Source organism: Paenibacillus glycanilyticus (genome assembly GCF_051200795.1).
GTDB lineage: Bacteria > Bacillota > Bacilli > Paenibacillales > Paenibacillaceae > Pristimantibacillus > Pristimantibacillus glycanilyticus.
Genome location: NZ_CP195155.1, coordinates 2,477,525 through 2,494,885, shown reverse-complemented (window position 1 = coordinate 2,494,885; position 17,361 = coordinate 2,477,525). Strand labels below are relative to the sequence as shown.

The 17,361-nt window shown below is 52.1% G+C and carries 22 protein-coding genes; all 22 read right to left on the bottom strand.

Annotated elements, in window-relative coordinates; translation table 11 throughout:
* Window positions 1-18: 18 nt before the first annotated feature.
* Window positions 19-471 carry a transcriptional regulator AhrC/ArgR gene (ahrC, locus tag ACR9FF_RS11375; RefSeq protein WP_127494338.1) on the bottom strand — a complete coding sequence of 151 codons (453 nt, stop codon included), beginning with the start codon at window positions 469-471 and terminating at the stop codon, window positions 19-21.
* A 20-nt stretch (window positions 472-491) separates the two neighbouring features.
* Window positions 492-950 carry a hypothetical protein gene (locus tag ACR9FF_RS11370; protein WP_127494340.1) on the bottom strand — a complete coding sequence of 153 codons (459 nt, stop codon included), beginning with the start codon at window positions 948-950 and terminating at the stop codon, window positions 492-494.
* Between the two features lie 248 nt (window positions 951-1,198).
* Window positions 1,199-2,035, bottom strand: a complete 837-nt coding sequence (locus tag ACR9FF_RS11365) for a TlyA family RNA methyltransferase (protein WP_201003644.1) — start codon at window positions 2,033-2,035, stop codon at window positions 1,199-1,201.
* Between the two features lie 12 nt (window positions 2,036-2,047).
* Window positions 2,048-3,943: a 1-deoxy-D-xylulose-5-phosphate synthase gene (gene dxs, locus ACR9FF_RS11360; RefSeq protein ID WP_435171117.1), complete on the bottom strand. Its 1,896-nt coding sequence runs from the start codon at window positions 3,941-3,943 to the stop codon at window positions 2,048-2,050.
* A gap of 129 nt (window positions 3,944-4,072) precedes the next feature.
* Entirely contained in the window at window positions 4,073-4,981 is a 909-nt protein-coding gene (locus tag ACR9FF_RS11355) for a polyprenyl synthetase family protein (protein WP_127494347.1), read from the bottom strand.
* A gap of 2 nt (window positions 4,982-4,983) precedes the next feature.
* Window positions 4,984-5,244 (bottom strand): exodeoxyribonuclease VII small subunit, encoded by a 261-nt coding sequence (gene xseB / locus ACR9FF_RS11350; protein WP_435171113.1) that lies wholly within the window; start codon window positions 5,242-5,244, stop codon window positions 4,984-4,986.
* Window positions 5,219-6,592, bottom strand: a complete 1,374-nt coding sequence (gene xseA, locus ACR9FF_RS11345; protein ID WP_201003650.1) for an exodeoxyribonuclease VII large subunit — start codon at window positions 6,590-6,592, stop codon at window positions 5,219-5,221. The genes xseB and xseA overlap by 26 nt, the downstream gene beginning before the upstream one ends.
* A 7-nt stretch (window positions 6,593-6,599) precedes the next feature.
* Window positions 6,600-7,460 (bottom strand): bifunctional methylenetetrahydrofolate dehydrogenase/methenyltetrahydrofolate cyclohydrolase FolD, encoded by an 861-nt coding sequence (folD, locus tag ACR9FF_RS11340; protein WP_201003652.1) that lies wholly within the window; start codon window positions 7,458-7,460, stop codon window positions 6,600-6,602.
* Between the two features lie 41 nt (window positions 7,461-7,501).
* A complete protein-coding gene (gene nusB / locus ACR9FF_RS11335; protein WP_127494355.1) occupies window positions 7,502-7,963 on the bottom strand; it encodes a transcription antitermination factor NusB in 462 nt (153 codons plus the stop codon).
* A gap of 121 nt (window positions 7,964-8,084) precedes the next feature.
* Window positions 8,085-8,315 carry a DUF2273 domain-containing protein gene (locus ACR9FF_RS11330; protein ID WP_015843906.1) on the bottom strand — a complete coding sequence of 77 codons (231 nt, stop codon included), beginning with the start codon at window positions 8,313-8,315 and terminating at the stop codon, window positions 8,085-8,087.
* Window positions 8,316-8,329: 14 nt separating this feature from the next.
* Complete coding sequence (amaP, locus tag ACR9FF_RS11325) at window positions 8,330-8,887, bottom strand: alkaline shock response membrane anchor protein AmaP (RefSeq protein WP_127494357.1); 558 nt, start codon at window positions 8,885-8,887, stop codon at window positions 8,330-8,332.
* Between the two features lie 102 nt (window positions 8,888-8,989).
* Window positions 8,990-9,397: an Asp23/Gls24 family envelope stress response protein gene (locus tag ACR9FF_RS11320; RefSeq protein ID WP_127494359.1), complete on the bottom strand. Its 408-nt coding sequence runs from the start codon at window positions 9,395-9,397 to the stop codon at window positions 8,990-8,992.
* A gap of 134 nt (window positions 9,398-9,531) precedes the next feature.
* Complete coding sequence (gene accC / locus ACR9FF_RS11315; RefSeq protein ID WP_435171108.1) at window positions 9,532-10,896, bottom strand: acetyl-CoA carboxylase biotin carboxylase subunit; 1,365 nt, start codon at window positions 10,894-10,896, stop codon at window positions 9,532-9,534.
* A 47-nt stretch (window positions 10,897-10,943) separates the two neighbouring features.
* On the bottom strand, window positions 10,944-11,441 hold the full coding sequence (gene accB, locus ACR9FF_RS11310; protein ID WP_127494363.1) for an acetyl-CoA carboxylase biotin carboxyl carrier protein: 498 nt from the start codon (window positions 11,439-11,441) through the stop codon (window positions 10,944-10,946).
* Between the two features lie 297 nt (window positions 11,442-11,738).
* The gene (locus ACR9FF_RS11305) at window positions 11,739-12,368 is read right to left on the bottom strand and encodes a SpoIIIAH-like family protein (protein WP_127494365.1); all 630 of its coding nucleotides are present in this window, start codon (window positions 12,366-12,368) and stop codon (window positions 11,739-11,741) included.
* 28 nt (window positions 12,369-12,396) lie between these two features.
* Window positions 12,397-13,029, bottom strand: coding sequence for a stage III sporulation protein AG (gene spoIIIAG, locus ACR9FF_RS11300; RefSeq protein WP_201003661.1), 633 nt, complete (start codon window positions 13,027-13,029; stop codon window positions 12,397-12,399).
* Between the two features lie 21 nt (window positions 13,030-13,050).
* The gene (gene spoIIIAF / locus ACR9FF_RS11295; RefSeq protein ID WP_435171104.1) at window positions 13,051-13,779 is read right to left on the bottom strand and encodes a stage III sporulation protein AF; all 729 of its coding nucleotides are present in this window, start codon (window positions 13,777-13,779) and stop codon (window positions 13,051-13,053) included.
* Between the two features lie 34 nt (window positions 13,780-13,813).
* Entirely contained in the window at window positions 13,814-15,052 is a 1,239-nt protein-coding gene (gene spoIIIAE / locus ACR9FF_RS11290) for a stage III sporulation protein AE (protein ID WP_201003665.1), read from the bottom strand.
* Between the two features lie 4 nt (window positions 15,053-15,056).
* Window positions 15,057-15,452: a stage III sporulation protein AD gene (gene spoIIIAD / locus ACR9FF_RS11285; RefSeq protein ID WP_015843897.1), complete on the bottom strand. Its 396-nt coding sequence runs from the start codon at window positions 15,450-15,452 to the stop codon at window positions 15,057-15,059.
* Window positions 15,453-15,486: 34 nt separating this feature from the next.
* Window positions 15,487-15,690 carry a stage III sporulation protein AC gene (gene spoIIIAC / locus ACR9FF_RS11280; protein WP_015843896.1) on the bottom strand — a complete coding sequence of 68 codons (204 nt, stop codon included), beginning with the start codon at window positions 15,688-15,690 and terminating at the stop codon, window positions 15,487-15,489.
* 15 nt (window positions 15,691-15,705) lie between these two features.
* The gene (gene spoIIIAB, locus ACR9FF_RS11275; RefSeq protein ID WP_127494373.1) at window positions 15,706-16,224 is read right to left on the bottom strand and encodes a stage III sporulation protein SpoIIIAB; all 519 of its coding nucleotides are present in this window, start codon (window positions 16,222-16,224) and stop codon (window positions 15,706-15,708) included.
* Window positions 16,221-17,273, bottom strand: coding sequence for a stage III sporulation protein AA (gene spoIIIAA / locus ACR9FF_RS11270; protein WP_127494375.1), 1,053 nt, complete (start codon window positions 17,271-17,273; stop codon window positions 16,221-16,223). The genes spoIIIAB and spoIIIAA overlap by 4 nt, the downstream gene beginning before the upstream one ends.
* Window positions 17,274-17,361: the final 88 nt, after the last annotated feature.

Sequence of the window (17,361 nt, the reverse complement as noted above, 5' to 3'; positions counted from 1 at the left end):
AATGACCTCCAACAATGTTTAATTCAGAAGGTCGAGCAGCTTCTCGACAAGCTCGCCGCTCTTCTCCTTCGTTCTGCAAATGATAAGGATCGTATCATCGCCGCATATCGTCCCCATGACCTCCGGCCATTCCATGTTGTCGATCAGCGCGCCAATCGCATTGGCTGTGCCTGGCAAGCATTTCATGACCACCAGATTCTCGGTAAAGTCGATATGGGTAAAATGATCGATAAGCGCCCGCTTCAGCTTATTGATGGGATTCTGACGCTGCTGATCCTGTGGCAGCGAGTATTTATAACGTCCATCGCCTGCGGGTACTTTAATGAGCATAAGCTCTTTCATATCTCTGGATACGGTAGCTTGAGTTACCTGAAGTCCCGCATCCCTAAGGGCGTCCACCAGTTCCTCTTGCGTTTCGATTGTACTCTTCGTAATTAATTCCTTGATTTTGTACTGTCTGATGCCCTTCATAACTTTCCTCCCCAAACTAGCTAATCGCTTATGTCAAAAATAATTCGCCGAATGATCTGCTCTTTCACGTCTACAAACAAAACTCCCGCACACTCGGGCAACAGGAGGGAATATACAAGCAGGCGGTCTCGAACACCGCTGCCTGTCCAATCCATCGGCATACGTTCTCGAGCAGTTTTTACAATATACATTTTGCCATCTTGCTCGGCAATATAATCAATGTACAATCGGCTGTTAAGTGATTGTCCGTCCAATTCGATTCCGATCGGAACCCTGTGCTTACCGGAAACAACTCCATATCCCGAACGTTTCAGGAACTGAATGTTCTCGTCATCTTTAGCAAGTTCACCGCCTTTGCCAAGCGTCAATCGATTGACGCTTGCAGGCTGGTGAAGCCAGCGATAGAATCCCCGGTACGCCCAGAATAACAAAAACGCGCCAGCGACCAGCATAATAAACCAGTCACCGTACATTTCCATAAGCAGCCCTCCATTCCATTAGAACCTATCTTAATTGGTTCGTGATGAAGGGAGCATTTTCCTCTTAAAAACAAACGGACGAACGCATGTTTGGTTGCTCTCAGTTTAGCAAATCGAACACATGTTTGTAAAGAGGAAAAACAAAAGGGAACGCTGGCCGCTTTCAAAACGGTCGAAGCATTCCCTTATAATACGTGTTGCTCCAATACGGGCGATTACGCCAATTGCGCAAAACACGGCTGCTACGGTTAATGTTTCTGTTTTACGGTGAAGGTCTCGCCGGCTTGACGGACAACGTCCTTGATGCCTTCTTCGTCAGGGATTGGCCCGTTCGGCTCATTCTCCCATGTCCAGTAGGCGAGAAACTCGATATTGCCCTCCCCGCCCGTAATCGGTGAGAACGTCAGGTCTTGCAGCTTGTAGCCAAGCTCTGACGCAGCCTTCAGAACCGTCTCGAGCACTTCCTTATGAACGCTTGGCTCCCGGACAACGCCCGATTTGCCAACCTTCTCCCGCCCTGCCTCGAATTGCGGCTTAATAAGGGCGACAATTCCGGAGCCTACGCTCAGCAGACCGCTGAGTGCCGGCAAAATCAGCTTGAGCGATATAAAGGATACGTCAATCGAGGCAAAAGTAGGCGGCGGACCGTCCAGATCGGCCGGCTGCGTATACCGGAAGTTGGTACGCTCCATTACGCGGACCCGTTCATCCTGTCTGAGCGACCAATCCAGCTGGTTATATCCAACATCGATGGCATATACAAACGAAGCGCCGTGCTGCAAGGCACAATCGGTAAAACCGCCGGTTGAAGCGCCGATGTCCAGCATTACCCTCCCGGTTAAGTCGATATCGAAGGACCGGATCGCTTTTTCCAGCTTAAGCCCGCCTCGGCTGACGTAAGGGTGGACAGCGCCTTTCACTTTGATCTCCGCTTCCCGCGGGACCTTCATGCCGCCTTTGTCTACCGGCTCGTTATTCACCAGCACCAGACCGGCCATAACGGCCGCCTTCGCTTTTTCCCTGCTCTCGTAGAACCCGCGTTCCACAAGCAATACATCTATTCTTTCCTTAGGTGTTGTCGTCATGATTCTCCTTCGTTACTGTCCGGTTGCGCGTTTCTGGAGGCTTGGCAGCAGGTTTTTGATCTCCATCGCCGCCCGTTCTCCCGTTAAACCAACTTCCACGCGCTGCTCCTTAATGGAACCGTGCTCCACGAAAATATCCGGAACGCCCATAATGCGGACCGGCATGCCATAAATTCCACGGAGGGAGTAAAACTCCATTACCGAACTGCCGAACCCGCCAAGCTCGGAGCTTTCTTCGATGACGAGAATATGCTTGCCTTCCGCTGCAAACGACAGCAGCATCTCTTCATCAAGCGGTTTAATGAATCTGGCATTAACGATTTGAACATTGAGGCCGTCTCTCTTCAAAAGATCCGCAGCTTCTTCGGCTACCTGAATCATTGGCCCCATCGCCAGGATAACGGCGGAATCGCCTTCGCGAAGCGTCTCCCACTTCCCGATCGGAAGCGGACGCATCACTTCGTCCATCTTCACGCCGAGGCCGTTAATGCGCGGATAACGGACCGCAATCGGCCCTTCATTGTAGTCGATTGCCGTCTTCATCATGCGGCGAAGCTCATTCTCGTCCTTTGGCATCATAATGACAAGATTAGGCACATGGCGAAGGAACGCAATATCGTACACGCCTTGATGCGTCTCTCCGTCAGGACCAACAAAGCCCGCCCGGTCTATCGCGAATACCACGTTGGCGTTCTGGCGGCAAATATCATGCACAACCTGGTCATAGGCACGCTGCAGGAAGGTCGAATAAACGGCGTAGACCGGCTTCATGCCTTCCATGGCGAGAGCAGCCGACATCGTAGCGGCATGCTGCTCGGCAATGCCAACGTCGATCATGCGGTTCGGGAATCGTTCAGCGAACGGGAGCAAGCCGGAACCGCCCGGCATTGCCGGAGTTACCGCAACAATCCGTTTATCCATCTCAGCCAGCTCAATAAGGGCGTTGCCGAATACTTCCGTGTACATAGGCGGACCAACCGCCTTTACCACTTGGCCCGATTCAATCTTGTACGGTGAAATGCCATGCCACTTGAAGGAATCTACCTCGGCTGGAGAATAGCCTTTTCCCTTCACCGTAATAACGTGCACGAGAACCGGCCCGGGGATGGAATCCGCCTGCTTGAAGAGTTCGAGCATCTGCTCCATGTCATGGCCGTCTACCGGTCCAAGATACGTAAAGCCGAACTGTTCAAACAAAATGCCGCTGACCAGCAAATATTTCAAGCTGTCCTTGAAACGCTCGGCCGTCTTCGCCAACTTGCCGCCGATGGCCGGAATTTTGTTCAGCAGATGCTGAAGCTCATCCTTCGCCTTCTGGTAATGGCGGTCGGTACGGATCTTGCTCAAATAATGATGCATGGCACCAACGTTTGGCGCGATCGACATTTCGTTGTCATTCAGAACGACAATCAGTTTTCTCTTCTCGTCCCCGATATGGTTCAACGCTTCAAGCGCCATGCCGCCTGTCAGGGCGCCATCGCCGATGACGGCAACAACCCGGTTATTCTCGCCTTTCAGGTCACGGGCCAGAGCCATGCCCATCGCGGCCGACAGAGAAGTGCTGCTGTGGCCGGCTTCCCAAACGTCATGTTCGCTTTCGGCGCGTTTGACAAAGCCGCACAGCCCTTTATATTTACGCAATGTATCAAACCGGTCTTTACGCCCGGTCAAAACTTTGTGAACATACGATTGATGTCCTACGTCAAATAGAAACTTATCCTTCGGACTGTCAAACAGATAATGGAGGACGAGAGTCAGCTCCACAACCCCCAGGTTAGGTGCGAGATGACCACCTGTAACGGAAAGCTTCTCAATAAGAAACTGGCGAATTTCCTCGGCTAACCGTTCCAGCTCTCCCACTGATAAATCTTTCAGGTCTTGAGGTCCGTTAATTTGATCAAGCAGCACGTTACTTCCTCGCTTTCTGGAATACGACATTTCGAGCATGATCCCATTCCACAATAAACGTCAAAATATTTCAATCATTATAGCACAATTGCAGAACATTTCCCAATGTACCCAGTTGCACGATCCTAATCAATAGTCTCGTTGCACAAGGTAATCGGCAATGAGCAGCAATTTATCCGGCGCATCCAGCTGTGCTTCGAGAATGGCAGCCTTCGCTTCGCGAGTTAACCGTTTGACTTGCGCTTTGCTCTCTTCGATCCCGATTAGATAAGGATACGTAACCTTTTGCTGCTCAACATCGCTGTTTGTTTTTTTGCCAAGCTTTTGCTCGTCGCCAATCAGATCAAGAATGTCGTCTTGAATCTGGAAGGCAAGACCGATATTGCGCCCGTAATGGCGCAGCGCTTCAAGCTGCTCTGCCGTTGCGCCCCCAATGCGGCCGCCCGCCGTTACCGAGAAAACAATCAAATCGCTCGTTTTGTGAAGATGAATGTATTCAAGCTCCTCAATCGAGGTGATTCCCTGCTCTCCCTGCATATCGGCCGCCTGACCGCCAACCATGCCTCTTGCACCGGCAAGCATGGCAAGGTCTTCCACGATATCAAGAGCTACTTCGGCGCTGATTCCGCCAAGGCGCGCTACTCTCGGAATAAGGTGAAACGCGTGCGTCAGCAGGGCGTCTCCAGCCAGAATCGCCATCGCCTCTCCGAACACCTTGTGATTCGTCAACTTCCCCCGGCGATAATCATCGTTGTCCATGGCCGGCAGGTCGTCATGGATCAACGAATACGTGTGAATATATTCAATTGCGCATGCAACCGGAAGCGCATGGCGAGCAGCCGCTGCCTGGCCGTGCACGGCCTCCGCGGCGGCCAGAACGAGTGCCGGACGCAGCCGTTTTCCTCCGGCCTGCAGGGAATACAGCATGGATTCCCTGAGCTGCAGCGGAATATTCCATTCGGCAGGCAGCGCTTCGGGAAGCGACTTTTCAACAAGCGCGGCACATTCATGCAAGTAGGTCTTGATATCTGTAATCAACGTTATTCCCCTTTTTCCTCGTTCATTGGAGCGAATGCCTTCTTCTGAAAACCTTGCTCTGATTCAATCAGCACTTCAATCTTGCGCTCAACCTGCTCCAGCTTGCCGCCGCACAGCTGCGACAGCTTCATGCCTTCCTGGAACAGATCGATTGCCGTTTCGAGCGGTACATCGCCGTTTTCAAGCCGTTCGACGATTTTCTCCAGCTGTTCCATTGCTTCCTCAAAACTAAGTTCACTATTCTCCGCTGCTTTCAACGCCATCTTCTCCTTTCATTGACCAGACATGACAATCTAGCTGTCCGTCCGCTACCTTCACCCTTACAAGATCACCCGGCTGAACATCTGCAATGGATTTAATCAGTCGCTTTTCCTGTTCGTCGTAGACCAGGCTGTAGCCTCTGGCCATTACCTTGAGAGGACTAAGCGCATCCAGCTGCCTAATTGCGCTATGGAGCTGTAAACGCCGCTCTTTTAGAGAGGATACCATCGCCTGCTCAAGCCGTTTTACATCACCTTGCAGACGCTTAGCCGCAAAAGCAGCCTGCTCTCCCGGATGATGCCCGGCTAATTGGCTTTGAAGTCTTTCAAGCTTTGCTTTCCCGCGTTCGGTTAATCGTAAAGTCCGATGTTGCAGTCGTTCCTGCAAACGGTCCAGCCGCTGTGCCTGATCCAGCAAATATTTACGCGGATGCACAAAAAACGGTGACCTTCTAACGCGCTGCAGCTGCTCCTTACGGCCTTGAACCATCATACGGAGCGATTGCTCTAACCGTTGCCGTTGCCTTGCCAGCTGCTGCTGCAGCTCCGCTACATGCGGCACCGCAAGCTCCGCGGCCGCGGTTGGCGTTGCCGCCCGAAGATCGGCGACAAAATCCGCTATCGTAAAATCCGTCTCGTGCCCAACCGCGCTAATGACGGGAATTTGCGATGCGGCAATGCTTCTTGCGACAGGTTCTTCGTTAAATGCCCAAAGTTCTTCCAAAGAACCTCCGCCCCTGCCTACAATTAATACGTCGACTTCGCCAAAACGGTTCATCGATTCAATCGCTTTTACAATGGAAGGTGCCGCTTGCGTCCCTTGGACCAGCACCGGATACACATAAATAGGAACGGAAGGATGCCTGCGCTGCAGCGTAATGATAATATCCCGGACCGCCGCGCCGGTAGGAGAAGTGATTACCCCTATAGCCCGGGGAAAACGCGGAATGGGCCGTTTGCGCGATTCGGCAAACAACCCTTCCGTCTCCAGCTTTGATTTCAGCTGTTCATAAGCTAGATACAAGCTACCAATTCCGTCCGGCTGCATAGCCGTCACATAAAACTGATAGTTTCCGTCGCGCTCGTAGACCGATACATTACCGCGCGCCATGACTTTAGTGCCTTCACGCGGGATAAACGGCAGCCGCTGATTATGCGAAGCAAACATGATGCATTTTAGCCGACTGTCCTTATCCTTGAGCGTAAAATACATATGGCCGCTGGAGTGGTGAGTAAAATTGGAAATCTCCCCTCTCAGCCATACATCCCCGAGCAAGGCATCCGACTCGAGCTTCATCCGGATGTACCGGTTAATATCTTTTATCGAATATATGCGAGGTTGATCTGCCATAGCGCAATCACTCCCCGATTTTGTGTGCTCGCTTCGCAGCAGTAATCGTGTTGTTCATAAGCATGGTAATCGTCATAGGACCAACGCCGCCCGGTACCGGAGTAATAAAGCCTGCCGTTTCCAGACAGTCATCATAGTCTACGTCCCCGCAAAGCTTGCCGTCAGGCAGGCGATTAATGCCTACGTCGATCACGACCGCACCAGGCTTCACGTATTTGCTGTCAATAGCTTTCGCTTTGCCGATGGCTACAACGAGGATGTCAGCTTGTTTAGCGATTTCCTCCATGTTGGCTGTACGGGAATGACAGATCGTAACGGTTGCGTTCTCGCGGAGAAGCAGCATAGCAACCGGTTTCCCCACAATGTTGCTGCGGCCGATCACGACAGCGTGTTTACCCGAAATATCCACGCCGCTCCGTTTGATCAACTCAATGCAGCCGGCAGGCGTGCACGGCAGAAGGCTGTCATCGCCAATAACCAGATTACCGACGCTTTCAGGATGGAAGCCGTCAACGTCCTTCTCCACGCGAATGGCGTCAATAACCGCTTTTTCGTTGATGTGTTTAGGCAGTGGAAGCTGTACGAGAATACCGTTGATCTTGTCATCGTTATTCAATTGATCAATAAGCGCAAGCAATTGCTCTTCCGAAGCAGACTCTTCCAAGCGGTGAACCTCGGAATGGAAGCCAAGCTGCTGGCAGGCTTTCTCTTTCGAGCCCACATAGACCTTCGAAGCCGGGTCCTCGCCTACGAGAACAACCGCAAGACCGGGTACGACGCCTTTTTCTCTCAGATCAGCCGTTTCCTTCTGAATTTCTTCCCGGATCATATCCGAAATCTTTTTCCCTGCAATAATTTGTGCGCTCATCATCATCTCTCCCCTATGTAGACGGCCGACAGGCCGCTTATCTAATTAGTCGATTCCGAATTTGCCGTCTCGCCTTCGCGTTCTTTAAGCAGCTTGCCCAGCACGCCGTTTACGAATTTACCGGATTCCTCCGTGCCGAAATGCTTGGCCAGTTCGATCGCTTCGTTGATTGCGGCTTTAGGCGGAACATCGTTGCGGTAGGCAATCTCAAAGCAGGCAAGACGCAAAATTTGACGGTCTACGCGAGATAAGCGATCAACCTGCCAGCCCGTCAAATAATGCTGCAGCATCTCGTCGATCGCGGCTTTGTTATCGGCAACGCCGTTAACCAGCTCACGGACATATTGGTCCGTCTGATCATTCTCTACGAATTCCGCTTCGATCTCGTTCTCGGAACGAGCTTCCTCCATAAGCATGTCCACGGCTTCCATGGGGGTTACTTCGTTCATTTCCAATTGATACAGGCTTGATACTGCAATCTCGCGTGCTAATCTACGTTTCATGAATTCCTCCTCGGCAGCTTCTCTGCCGATTTACTCTTATTTTTATAAAAAAACCTATGATCTCCTCCCTGCCCGGAACTGGCGGCAATCCATCTTCCGGCGTACGGAGGAGACCACAGGATTATCTAAACGGCCGATACCTTTCCATGAGCCATGACCAAAGCCTCTGCCAGGGCAGGATAGAACCGTTCTGCAAGTCCTTTTGTTTGCCAATCCAATAACCTACCGAGACGAGCAGTATGAAAAACAGCATGTCCCAAAAACCGGCAAACAAGTACACGAATCCAAAAAACAGACCAGCGGCAGCGCCGACCGTCCGTTTCCCATAGACTGCCCAGTACTCCCTCCACATCGGCATTCTCCCCTTTACTCGACGCGACTTTTATTCGGTGCGGATTGAATGACGTTAGCGATATAGACGGCTACGTTCGTCACCGGAATGCCGGCGATTTCCTCCACATGATCCTTTACGGCCTTCTGGATTTCCTCCGTAAGGCTAGGAATGGAGTTTTCCCCGTCTACCACCGCGCGCAAAATAATGTTGAGACCCGAATCGGAAGCCTGAATTCGCGCTTTCAGATCCTTTACGCCGCGCTGCTTTCCGGCAGCCTTAAGAGCCAGATTCTCAATCGTCTCAATCGAGATACGAATATCGCCAAAGTCGGTACGCTGGTCGATCGACGGCGCCGAAGAGGAAGAACGTTTCAGCGATACAATAAAGAAGCGCAAGCTGAGTACGAGCAGAACCAGACCAACTACAATGGTTGTTATCAGGAATGAGTCCGTACCGTAAAGCTCGCTGACCATATTATTCAAATCGTCTTCCCGTATCCACTCAAAACCGATACAGGCAATAAAGACGGATATAACGCCGATGACTATACTGTAAATAAACAAGAACAGCTTGTCTATAATTCGGATCAACGTAACGCCTCCTCGCATTTGAGCGAATGAAAACCCCCTGGCGCGAAGCGGCATAACCATCACGAGGGGGTTATATGAATTCAATTCATTTGCGTGTATATGTTATTTCACGCGGAAATTCGAATCTTCTTCTTCCGGCTTGCTCTCCGTCTTGAAATGGACATCGTGAATATGTACGTTCACTTCAATAACGTTTAATCCCGTCATCATTTCAATGGAGCGTTTGACATTCTGTTGAATCTCCGAGGCGATCTCCGGAATCCGGTTGCCGTACTCCACGATAATCGACACGTCGACCGCGGCTTCCCGCTGGCCAACTTCAACTTTTACACCCTTGGATAAATTTTTGCGGCCAAGCAGCTCGGCGATACCGCCTGCAAAACCTCCGCTCATACCCGCTACGCCCTTCACTTCGACAGCAGCTAGTCCCGCGATAACTTCAATGACTTCAGGGGCAATTTGAATCGTGCCAATGTCCGTTCTCTCATAATCTGCAGCAATCGTACTCATGATGGTTGTACACCTCCTTAAAGTTGCGCGCTCCGGGTATTTACCGTGAGGTAAATACCGGAGTGTTGCCTTCGCATCTTATTTCTATACTATAGCATTCGACGTGAAATATGACAAACCAGGAGCAGATTGTACTATTCGGCTAATTCCGGCTGGTTAACGTCATATTCCTCGAGGAATTTAATATCGAAATTACCCTTCACAAAGACCGGGTGATTCAAGAGCTTCTGGTGGAACGGAATCGTCGTCTTGATTCCGTCGATCGCGAACTCGGCAAGAGCGCGCTTCATCCGCGCGATCGCTTCTTCCCTTGTTCTGCCCCAAACGATCAGCTTCGCGATCATCGAATCGTAATGCGGGGAGATCGTGTAGCCCGGATATACCGCGCTATCCACCCGTACGCCCGTGCCGCCCGGCGGCAGGTAGAACGGAATCGGACCCGGAGACGGCATAAAGTTGCGTTCCGAATCTTCGGCGTTAATGCGGCATTCGATCGCCCAGCCGTTGATCTGGAGATCTTCTTGCTTGAACGACAACGGGTTGCCTTCCGCTACGGAGATCATCTCTTTGATCAGGTCGACATTTGTAATCATCTCGGTTACCGGATGTTCAACCTGAATACGGGTGTTCATCTCCATAAAGTAGAAGTTGCCGTCCGGACCAAGCAGGAATTCGAGCGTCCCCGCTCCCGCATATTGCACGGCAAGCGCCGCACGCACGGCAGCGCGTCCCATCCGCTCGCGCATGGCCGGCGTCAGAACCGGACAAGGAGCTTCTTCAACAAGCTTCTGGCGGCGGCGCTGCACGGAGCAGTCGCGCTCGAACAGATGTACGGCATTGCCATGCTTGTCGGCCATAATTTGAATTTCGACGTGCTTCATGCCCGTCAGGTACTTCTCCAGGTAAACGCCGGCATTGCCGAACGCCTTCTGAGCTTCCTGCTGGGCTGTCGTAATTTGCTGAACAAGCGATTCCTCGTCTTCGGCAATACGAATCCCTTTACCGCCGCCGCCGGCTGTCGCTTTGATAATAACCGGATAACCGATTTCGCGCGCAACGCGGACAGCTTCATCCATATTTTCAATCAGACCGTCAGAGCCCGGAATAACCGGTACGTCGGCTTCCTTCATGGTTTGCTTGGCTACCGCCTTGTCGCCCATCTTGCTGATGGCTTCAGGGGAAGGACCGATAAACGTAATGTTGCAGGATTCGCAGATTTCTGCGAAATCCGCATTCTCAGCCAGGAATCCATAGCCCGGATGCACGGCATCGCAGCCCGTAAGCGTAGCAACGCTCATCAGGTTGGTCAGGTTGAGATAGCTGTCCTTGGATGCGGTTGGACCGATGCAGTACGCTTCGTCTGCAAGACGTACATGCAGGGAGTCGCGGTCTGCTTCGGAATAAACGGCAACTGTGGAAATACCGAGTTCGCGGCAGGCACGAATGATGCGTACCGCGATTTCTCCGCGGTTAGCGATTAATACTTTTTGGAATTTCACGTTTGTACTCCTCTCAGGCAACAATTTCTCCAAATTCGGAGCTTGTATTATTCCGGTTTAACAAGGAAGAGCGGCTGACCGTATTCAACCAGTTGACCGTTCGACACCAGAATCTCAACGATTTCGCCGCGAACTTCCGCTTCGAGCTCGTTCATCAGCTTCATTGCTTCAAGGATGCATACAACGCTCTTCTCGTTTACGCGGTCGCCTTCTTTAACGAATGCCGCAGCGTCCGGAGACGGGGAGCTGTAAAACGTGCCGACCATCGGCGATACAATCTGATGCAGGTTGTCCGTGTTGGGACGTGCTGCAGGCGTGCTGGTTTGTACCGCTGCTGCGGGAGCTTCTTGAACCGGCTGCGGTGCAAGTACAGGCGCCTGCGTATATGTATGCGTAATTGGGGCTGCAGCTTGTACATTCACCACTTCGGTTTTGCCAGGCTTGCGAATGAATAAGCGTGCTCCTTCGTTTTCGATCTCCAGCTCATGAACGGAAGTCTGATCAACCAGTTTGATCAATTCCTTAATCTCGCTCAATTTGAACATGAATAGTTTTCACTCCTTAAAAGTTTCCGAAGCCTTCTGCTTCGTATGCGTTTTCTCAGATGGAAATAGCATTATTCAGTTTCGATGGATAATCCTAGTTATCCTTTACATAACGTCTAACATTATATCATAAACGCGGCAGAACACGAATCAATTTTTTAACGCGGCTAGTCGCCAACGGATGCGCCATCCTTCCGCAAAGAAGCAGCGATGCGTTTCGAGTTGAAGAATTGGCGGCGAAAAAGCAAATAAAAAGAGGCCGGCCAGGGCATGAAACCCTGCCGGCCTCTACTTTCCTTATTTGATAAATTGCACGGAAACTTGGTCTGCGTCTACGCCCAATGTTTTCATAACGAGATCGATAATGTTTGCCGCTTGGCTCTTGTCGAGCTTGTCGCTTTCTACCAGAACCTTGTAGCCGTTGCCTTCTTCATTGACGATTGCCTGTTGGAACGTCTTCATTAACTCGTTCTCGATGCTTGTCAATTTGGAGTTTTTCTCTTCCAGTTGGTCGAGCTGCGTAGCAGCTGCTTGCGCTTCTTTCGGATCCTGCAGATTTGTCATATCGCCCAATAATTTATCCTGCTGCGTGCTGTTCAGCTCGCTGCGCTTCTCTTCAACTTGGGCAAATACGCTGCTGTCTACCCCGCCTTGCGCGTCAATCTGGTCAAGCACCTGCTTGTCGGCATCCGAGATGCCGCTGTCTTTCGATCCGGACGCGTTGCCGGCAGGATCCACTTGATCCACGACGATCTGGCTGTTATTGCCTGACGACGCTTCCGTTGCTCCCGCCTTCTGCTCCTGCTGCGTGCCGTCAGAGAGCAAGTCTGGCGATTTGGTATCTTGCGTAAACAGGTAATACGCGGACAATACGACCATCAAACTAAGCATCGATACGAGCCAAATTGTTTGTCTTTTCGTGTTCATAGAACACCCTCCTAATATTGGTTTATTATCATTGCTTGCTTGGCGCTACGGAAATGCGGTTGGCCGGGACGTTTACGCCCTTCTCCACCGCGTCTATGATAAGGCGTCTCACGGTCTGGTTCTCGGCGCCTTTGGCGACGATCAGCACACCGCGAATGCTCGGATTAATCGTCTTCGTCACGATCGGCTTCTGATCGCCCGCTACTTCAGCAATAACGACCTGGCCATCTTTGTTGATCGCCGTAATATGCCGCTTGCCTCCGTTGCGGTCCGTCTCGTCCGTTATGTTTTGCGACTCCTGATCATTCCTGGCAATTTCAATCTCCTCCGTGGAATCGATCGTCACCAGCACGTCCACAGAGCCGACGCCAACGATTTTCTCCAAAATCTCTTTTAACCTGTTCTCCAACGGCCGCTCAATAGCTGAAAAAGTGGAGTTGTCGGAAGATCCTATCCCTCCCATTGCGGCCGTATCCTGGGGAGGCGGGTTCGGCCCCTGAGTCAAGGTATCGACCTTGTCGAATTTGAGAAAGGAGTTCAGCAGCATGAGGGCCGCTCCAATACAACCGATAACGAGAAGCAGCCTAAATGTCTTAACCCGCTTCGGACCACCCGGACCGCCGCCCACCATCGATTCCAGACCACTCAGCCATTTGGCCACTGCGCTTCCTCTCCTTTTCCATTAATCGCTATTCCCTGCCCGCTGCCTTACTTGAACGTTCGCTGAACGGATCCCCCAGCCTTCGGCCAGCAAGCTCCTGATCTCCTTGCTTTCGGTAGGGTTAACTTGCACCCAGCCATCACCAGCCTCTGACTTGCCTGCTTCCGCCTGCTGCTTATCGGTTCCGCCTGTTTCCGTCTGTACGTCCACGTCTACCGAAATAGCAGAAACCTCTTTGACGTCCTCCTCATTCGGCTCAGCCGTTCCCGCAGGCTCTGCTTTCTCCGCCAGCAAAGTGACCAGTACCGAAGCTATCGTTGGCGTTAATTTCTGCCCCTGCTTTTCCCAGTTCAAGGAAACGTCCACCGCCTCGACCGCCAGCTTCATTTGCTTAACTACCGCATCCTTCATGGCGGCTTCCAGCGTCTGCTCCATTAATACCGCCGCGTCATTGTTTTGCTGCTTGTTAAGCTCATCCGCTTTTTTCTGAATATCGCTCAGAGTGGGCATCTTCACCTCATGCTGCGGTTCAAGCTGGTCCCAGTGGGTGATTCCTTCCTTCAGCTTGGCATTAAAATCTCCTTGCAGCAGCCGAAGGATCGGCGACATGATCGTAAGCAAAATGAGAAGCCCTATGACCAGCCTTGCATAACGAAGCATCGCTTTGTTCGGAAGGAGCAGTTCGACGAATGCCGCCAGCATGATAACCGCGATAATATTCTTCAGCCAGTCGCTGAGCCAAGCAATCACGAATCCTCGCTCCCTTCGGTATGCTGCACGGTCATCATCGGACCATAAGAGCGGCGTTGCCCGCCGTGAGCACGATGGTGACGGCCAGAAAGAACATGAGACTGACGGCTGCGAGAGCGGCGAATACGTAGATCATCGTTTTGCCTATCGTTTGCAGGCAAGCGACGATGGGAGAATCGCCAAGCGGCTGCATCGCTGCGGCAGAGACATTGTAGATAAGCGCCAGCGTCAGTATTTTGATAGCCGGGAATGCGCAGAGAAACAGCAGAATAATAACGCCGGCAAGGCCAATCGCGTTTTTGGCAAGCAGGGAAGCCGAGATCACCGTATCCGCCGCATCCGTGAACATCCGCCCGACCACAGGAACGAAGTTGCCGGTGACGAACTTGGCTGTCCTCATCGTAATCCCGTCGGTTACTGCCCCTTTTGCCCCCTGCACCGAAAGCACGCCGAGAAACACCGTGACAAGCACCCCCATGATCCCAACTCCGACGTTCCGCAGCAGATTCGCCAGCTGGGTCACTTTGAACTTATCTGACATGGCGCTAACGATGTGAAGGACGGCCGAGAAGAACAGAAGCGGAAACACAATGGTGTAGATGACGGTTCCAACCGTATGGATCATGAAAATGATCAGCGGATGCAGAATCGAGACCGTCAACACGTTGCCCATTGCAGCGAGCAAGGTCAGAAGCAGCGGCATCATGGCAAGCATGAACTGGATCATGGTGCCGATCGCATCCTTGGCATACCCGATCGCGACATGAAAGCTGTTGACGGCAATGATGATAAGCACCATGTAGGTAATCGAGTAAGCCACCTTGCTGACGGCATTGCGTTCGAAAGCGTTCTGCAGCGTTTCCAGAACCATGCTGAATACCGTCAGCATAACGATTGTGACAAGCAGCTTGCCGTTATAAAGAACTTCATGAAAGAAGTAACCAAGTAATCCCTTGAATACGGTAGACAGCTTGAGGCCTTCACCGCCGGGCTTCAGCATTTCGAAGAAGCTCGGCATCTTCTCATCGGGAAAGTAACCGCCGTATTGTTCCTTCAGCTGGTTCCAGTAGTTCTCGACGGTTCCGGTGTCCAAGCCTTTCAGCTGGCTTTCCGTCAACTGATCCGTCATCGTCGTTTCGCTTTGCTGCTGCGTTGTTCCGTCTTCCGGCGCGTTCCCGGCAGCCGTAACCGGCGATACCAGAAGCATGCTGACCAGCCAGGCGATGCATACGAACGTGATCAAACGGACGGTATACTTATAGAGCTTGTTCATCCGTTCAACTCCCTGCCGGCAGCAGCCCGATTACAGTCTCGACAATGACGCTTATTATCGGAACCGCCATGACGAGAATAAGCACCTTGCCGGCGAACTCAATTCTTGATGCGATGCTTTCCTGACCGGCATCCCTTACAATCTGTGCGCCAAATTCAACGATGTAGGCGATACCGATTATTTTCAGAATCGTCTTCAAGTAAATGGATGGTATGCCCGAGCGGTTCGCCAGATCCTCAAGTACTTTGATGACCGAATCGATTTTACCGATAAGAAAGATGAAGATAAAAAGCCCGGTAAAAGCCGCAAGCAGAAAAGCGAACAACGGCTTCTGCTCCCGGACAACAATGATGAGAATGGTGGCGATCAGCCCGAGGCCGACGATCTGAATAATCTCCAACTCTATTCACCTACTTGCGGCTTCTCTAGACGTCTCACTGGAACAGGAAGATCGTCTTGATTTCTTGAAACAAATCGTTCAGCAGCCGAATGACCATAAATAGTACAACGACAAAGCCGATCAAGGTTACCCATTGCGCCATATCCTCTTTCCCCATCTGCTTCAGTACCGTATGAATCATGCCAATGATAATTCCGATACCCGCAATTTGGAAAATAGCGCTCACATCCATGTTCATTTGTGCGGCACCCCACTAAACCATCAATATCACGACGAGCACGGCGATCAATACACCTAGGCTTTTCCACATTTTTTCATAGCGCGATTGATCCTCTCTTGCTGTGTCTTCTTCCGCCTTCAACTGGAGCAGCGCCAGGTGGATATGCTTCAGCTGATCCTCCTTATCGCTGATGCCAAGGGTCGAACCAAGCCTCAGCATGACCGATTGCTCCGTCTGCCGAAGCGCCGTTAAGCCCCATCCGCTTGTCATCGCTTGCTCCCAGCTTTCGCGAAAGGTAAGCCCCTCAGGTCCCTGCACCCGGTCCGCGGTATCCCGAAACAGTTCAGCGAGCGGTTCCGGAACAGCTTCCGCGGTCCTCTCCAGCGCTTCCGGAAGCGGAGTATGGCCATAGCCGATCTCCGTCTCGAGCCTTTGCAAGGCATGCGCCAGCTGGCGAAGCTGCCGCGGTCTCGCAGCAAGCCTGGCAGCCTGTTGAAAGCCGATCATCGTACCTGCGAAAAGGATGAGTACAGCGCCCAGCAGCTTGATCAAGGGGCATCTCCCCTTTGCATTCCGGCGTATGTCCGCCCCTGCTCGCCTTTAGAGGTTGCGGCAGTAGGTTCCCTGGCGGCGGGAGGCAGCTTGTCTTTCAGATCGGCTGCAACAACCCTGTGCATGAAACCTTCCCCCGTCCGCTTAAGTTCAACGACGTAAGTAAAAGTACCGTCCTCGAGCAGTTGCTTCAGAACCGGTCTGCCTCTTGCATCCTGAAGATCGTAAGCATGAGCGGTTGCAATGACGCTGATTCCGGCATGGCTGGCTTCGCGGATCGCCTCTCCATCCTCTGGCCGGCCGATCTCGTCGGCGATAACCACTTCAGGTGACATGGACCGGAGAAGCATCATCATGCCTTCCGCTTTGGGACAGGCGTCCATAATGTCCGTCCGCGGTCCAACGTCAAAGGTCGGAATTCCTCTCACGCAAGCCGCGATCTCCGAGCGTTCATCCACAATGCCTACCTTGCGCCCGGACCAGCCTGCCGCATTCTCGAACAGTCCCCAATGTCCGTAGCTGATCGAGCGGGCAATGTCGCGGACAATAGTCGTTTTGCCTTGCTGAGGAGGGGCGAGGATCAACGTCGAATGAACGGTCTTGCGGTTCTTGTCCAGCAGCTTGGGCAGCAGATTTCGCGCCGAACCGACTACTTCCCGGGCGATTCGGATGTTAAATCCGCCGATATCGCGTATCCCTCGTACATTGCCGCCGTCCAGAATCGTCCGGCCGGCAAGCCCGATCCGATGCCCGCCTGCTACAGTAATAAATCCCCTCTTTAACTCCTCTTCCATTGCGTATAGCGAATGATTGGTTATTTTCTCCAGAAGCTTACGGCAAATATCGGCAGTTGGCTTGTACGCTCCGTCACTGCCCGCACGCAGAGTTCCGTCGGATGCGGCGAAACGGGACTGCCCCCGGATACCAAGCTCGAGCGGCCGGCCCTCCCGGATCCGAATTTCCTCTAAATGCTCCATAGCCGATTCGGGCAGCTTTTCCAGCACCGCCTTAAGCTCCGGCGGAAGCAGATGTATGACACGGTCCAGCATGAGTCATCACTCCCGGATGAAAAGTCCTTCGTACGTACTCTTATTTGTATGCTTGACCCTCATAAATATGTCCAACTTCTTGAAGATT

Excerpts from the sequence above, each read along its gene's own strand:
- ahrC (WP_127494338.1), bottom strand. The coding sequence starts at position 471 with ATGAAGGGCATCAGACAGTACAAAATCAAGGAATTAATTACGAAGAGT.
- ACR9FF_RS11370 (WP_127494340.1), bottom strand. The coding sequence starts at position 950 with ATGGAAATGTACGGTGACTGGTTTATTATGCTGGTCGCTGGCGCGTTT.
- ACR9FF_RS11365 (WP_201003644.1), bottom strand. The coding sequence starts at position 2,035 with ATGACGACAACACCTAAGGAAAGAATAGATGTATTGCTTGTGGAACGC.
- xseB (WP_435171113.1), bottom strand. The coding sequence starts at position 5,244 with ATGGCGTTGAAAGCAGCGGAGAATAGTGAACTTAGTTTTGAGGAAGCA.
- xseA (WP_201003650.1), bottom strand. The coding sequence starts at position 6,592 with ATGGCAGATCAACCTCGCATATATTCGATAAAAGATATTAACCGGTAC.
- folD (WP_201003652.1), bottom strand. The coding sequence starts at position 7,460 with ATGAGCGCACAAATTATTGCAGGGAAAAAGATTTCGGATATGATCCGG.
- nusB (WP_127494355.1), bottom strand. The coding sequence starts at position 7,963 with ATGAAACGTAGATTAGCACGCGAGATTGCAGTATCAAGCCTGTATCAA.
- ACR9FF_RS11330 (WP_015843906.1), bottom strand. The coding sequence starts at position 8,315 with ATGTGGAGGGAGTACTGGGCAGTCTATGGGAAACGGACGGTCGGCGCT.
- ACR9FF_RS11320 (WP_127494359.1), bottom strand. The coding sequence starts at position 9,397 with ATGAGTACGATTGCTGCAGATTATGAGAGAACGGACATTGGCACGATT.
- accB (WP_127494363.1), bottom strand. The coding sequence starts at position 11,441 with ATGTTCAAATTGAGCGAGATTAAGGAATTGATCAAACTGGTTGATCAG.
- ACR9FF_RS11305 (WP_127494365.1), bottom strand. The coding sequence starts at position 12,368 with ATGAACACGAAAAGACAAACAATTTGGCTCGTATCGATGCTTAGTTTG.
- spoIIIAE (WP_201003665.1), bottom strand. The coding sequence starts at position 15,052 with ATGAACAAGCTCTATAAGTATACCGTCCGTTTGATCACGTTCGTATGC.
- spoIIIAC (WP_015843896.1), bottom strand. The coding sequence starts at position 15,690 with ATGAACATGGATGTGAGCGCTATTTTCCAAATTGCGGGTATCGGAATT.
- spoIIIAA (WP_127494375.1), bottom strand. The coding sequence starts at position 17,273 with ATGCTGGACCGTGTCATACATCTGCTTCCGCCGGAGCTTAAGGCGGTG.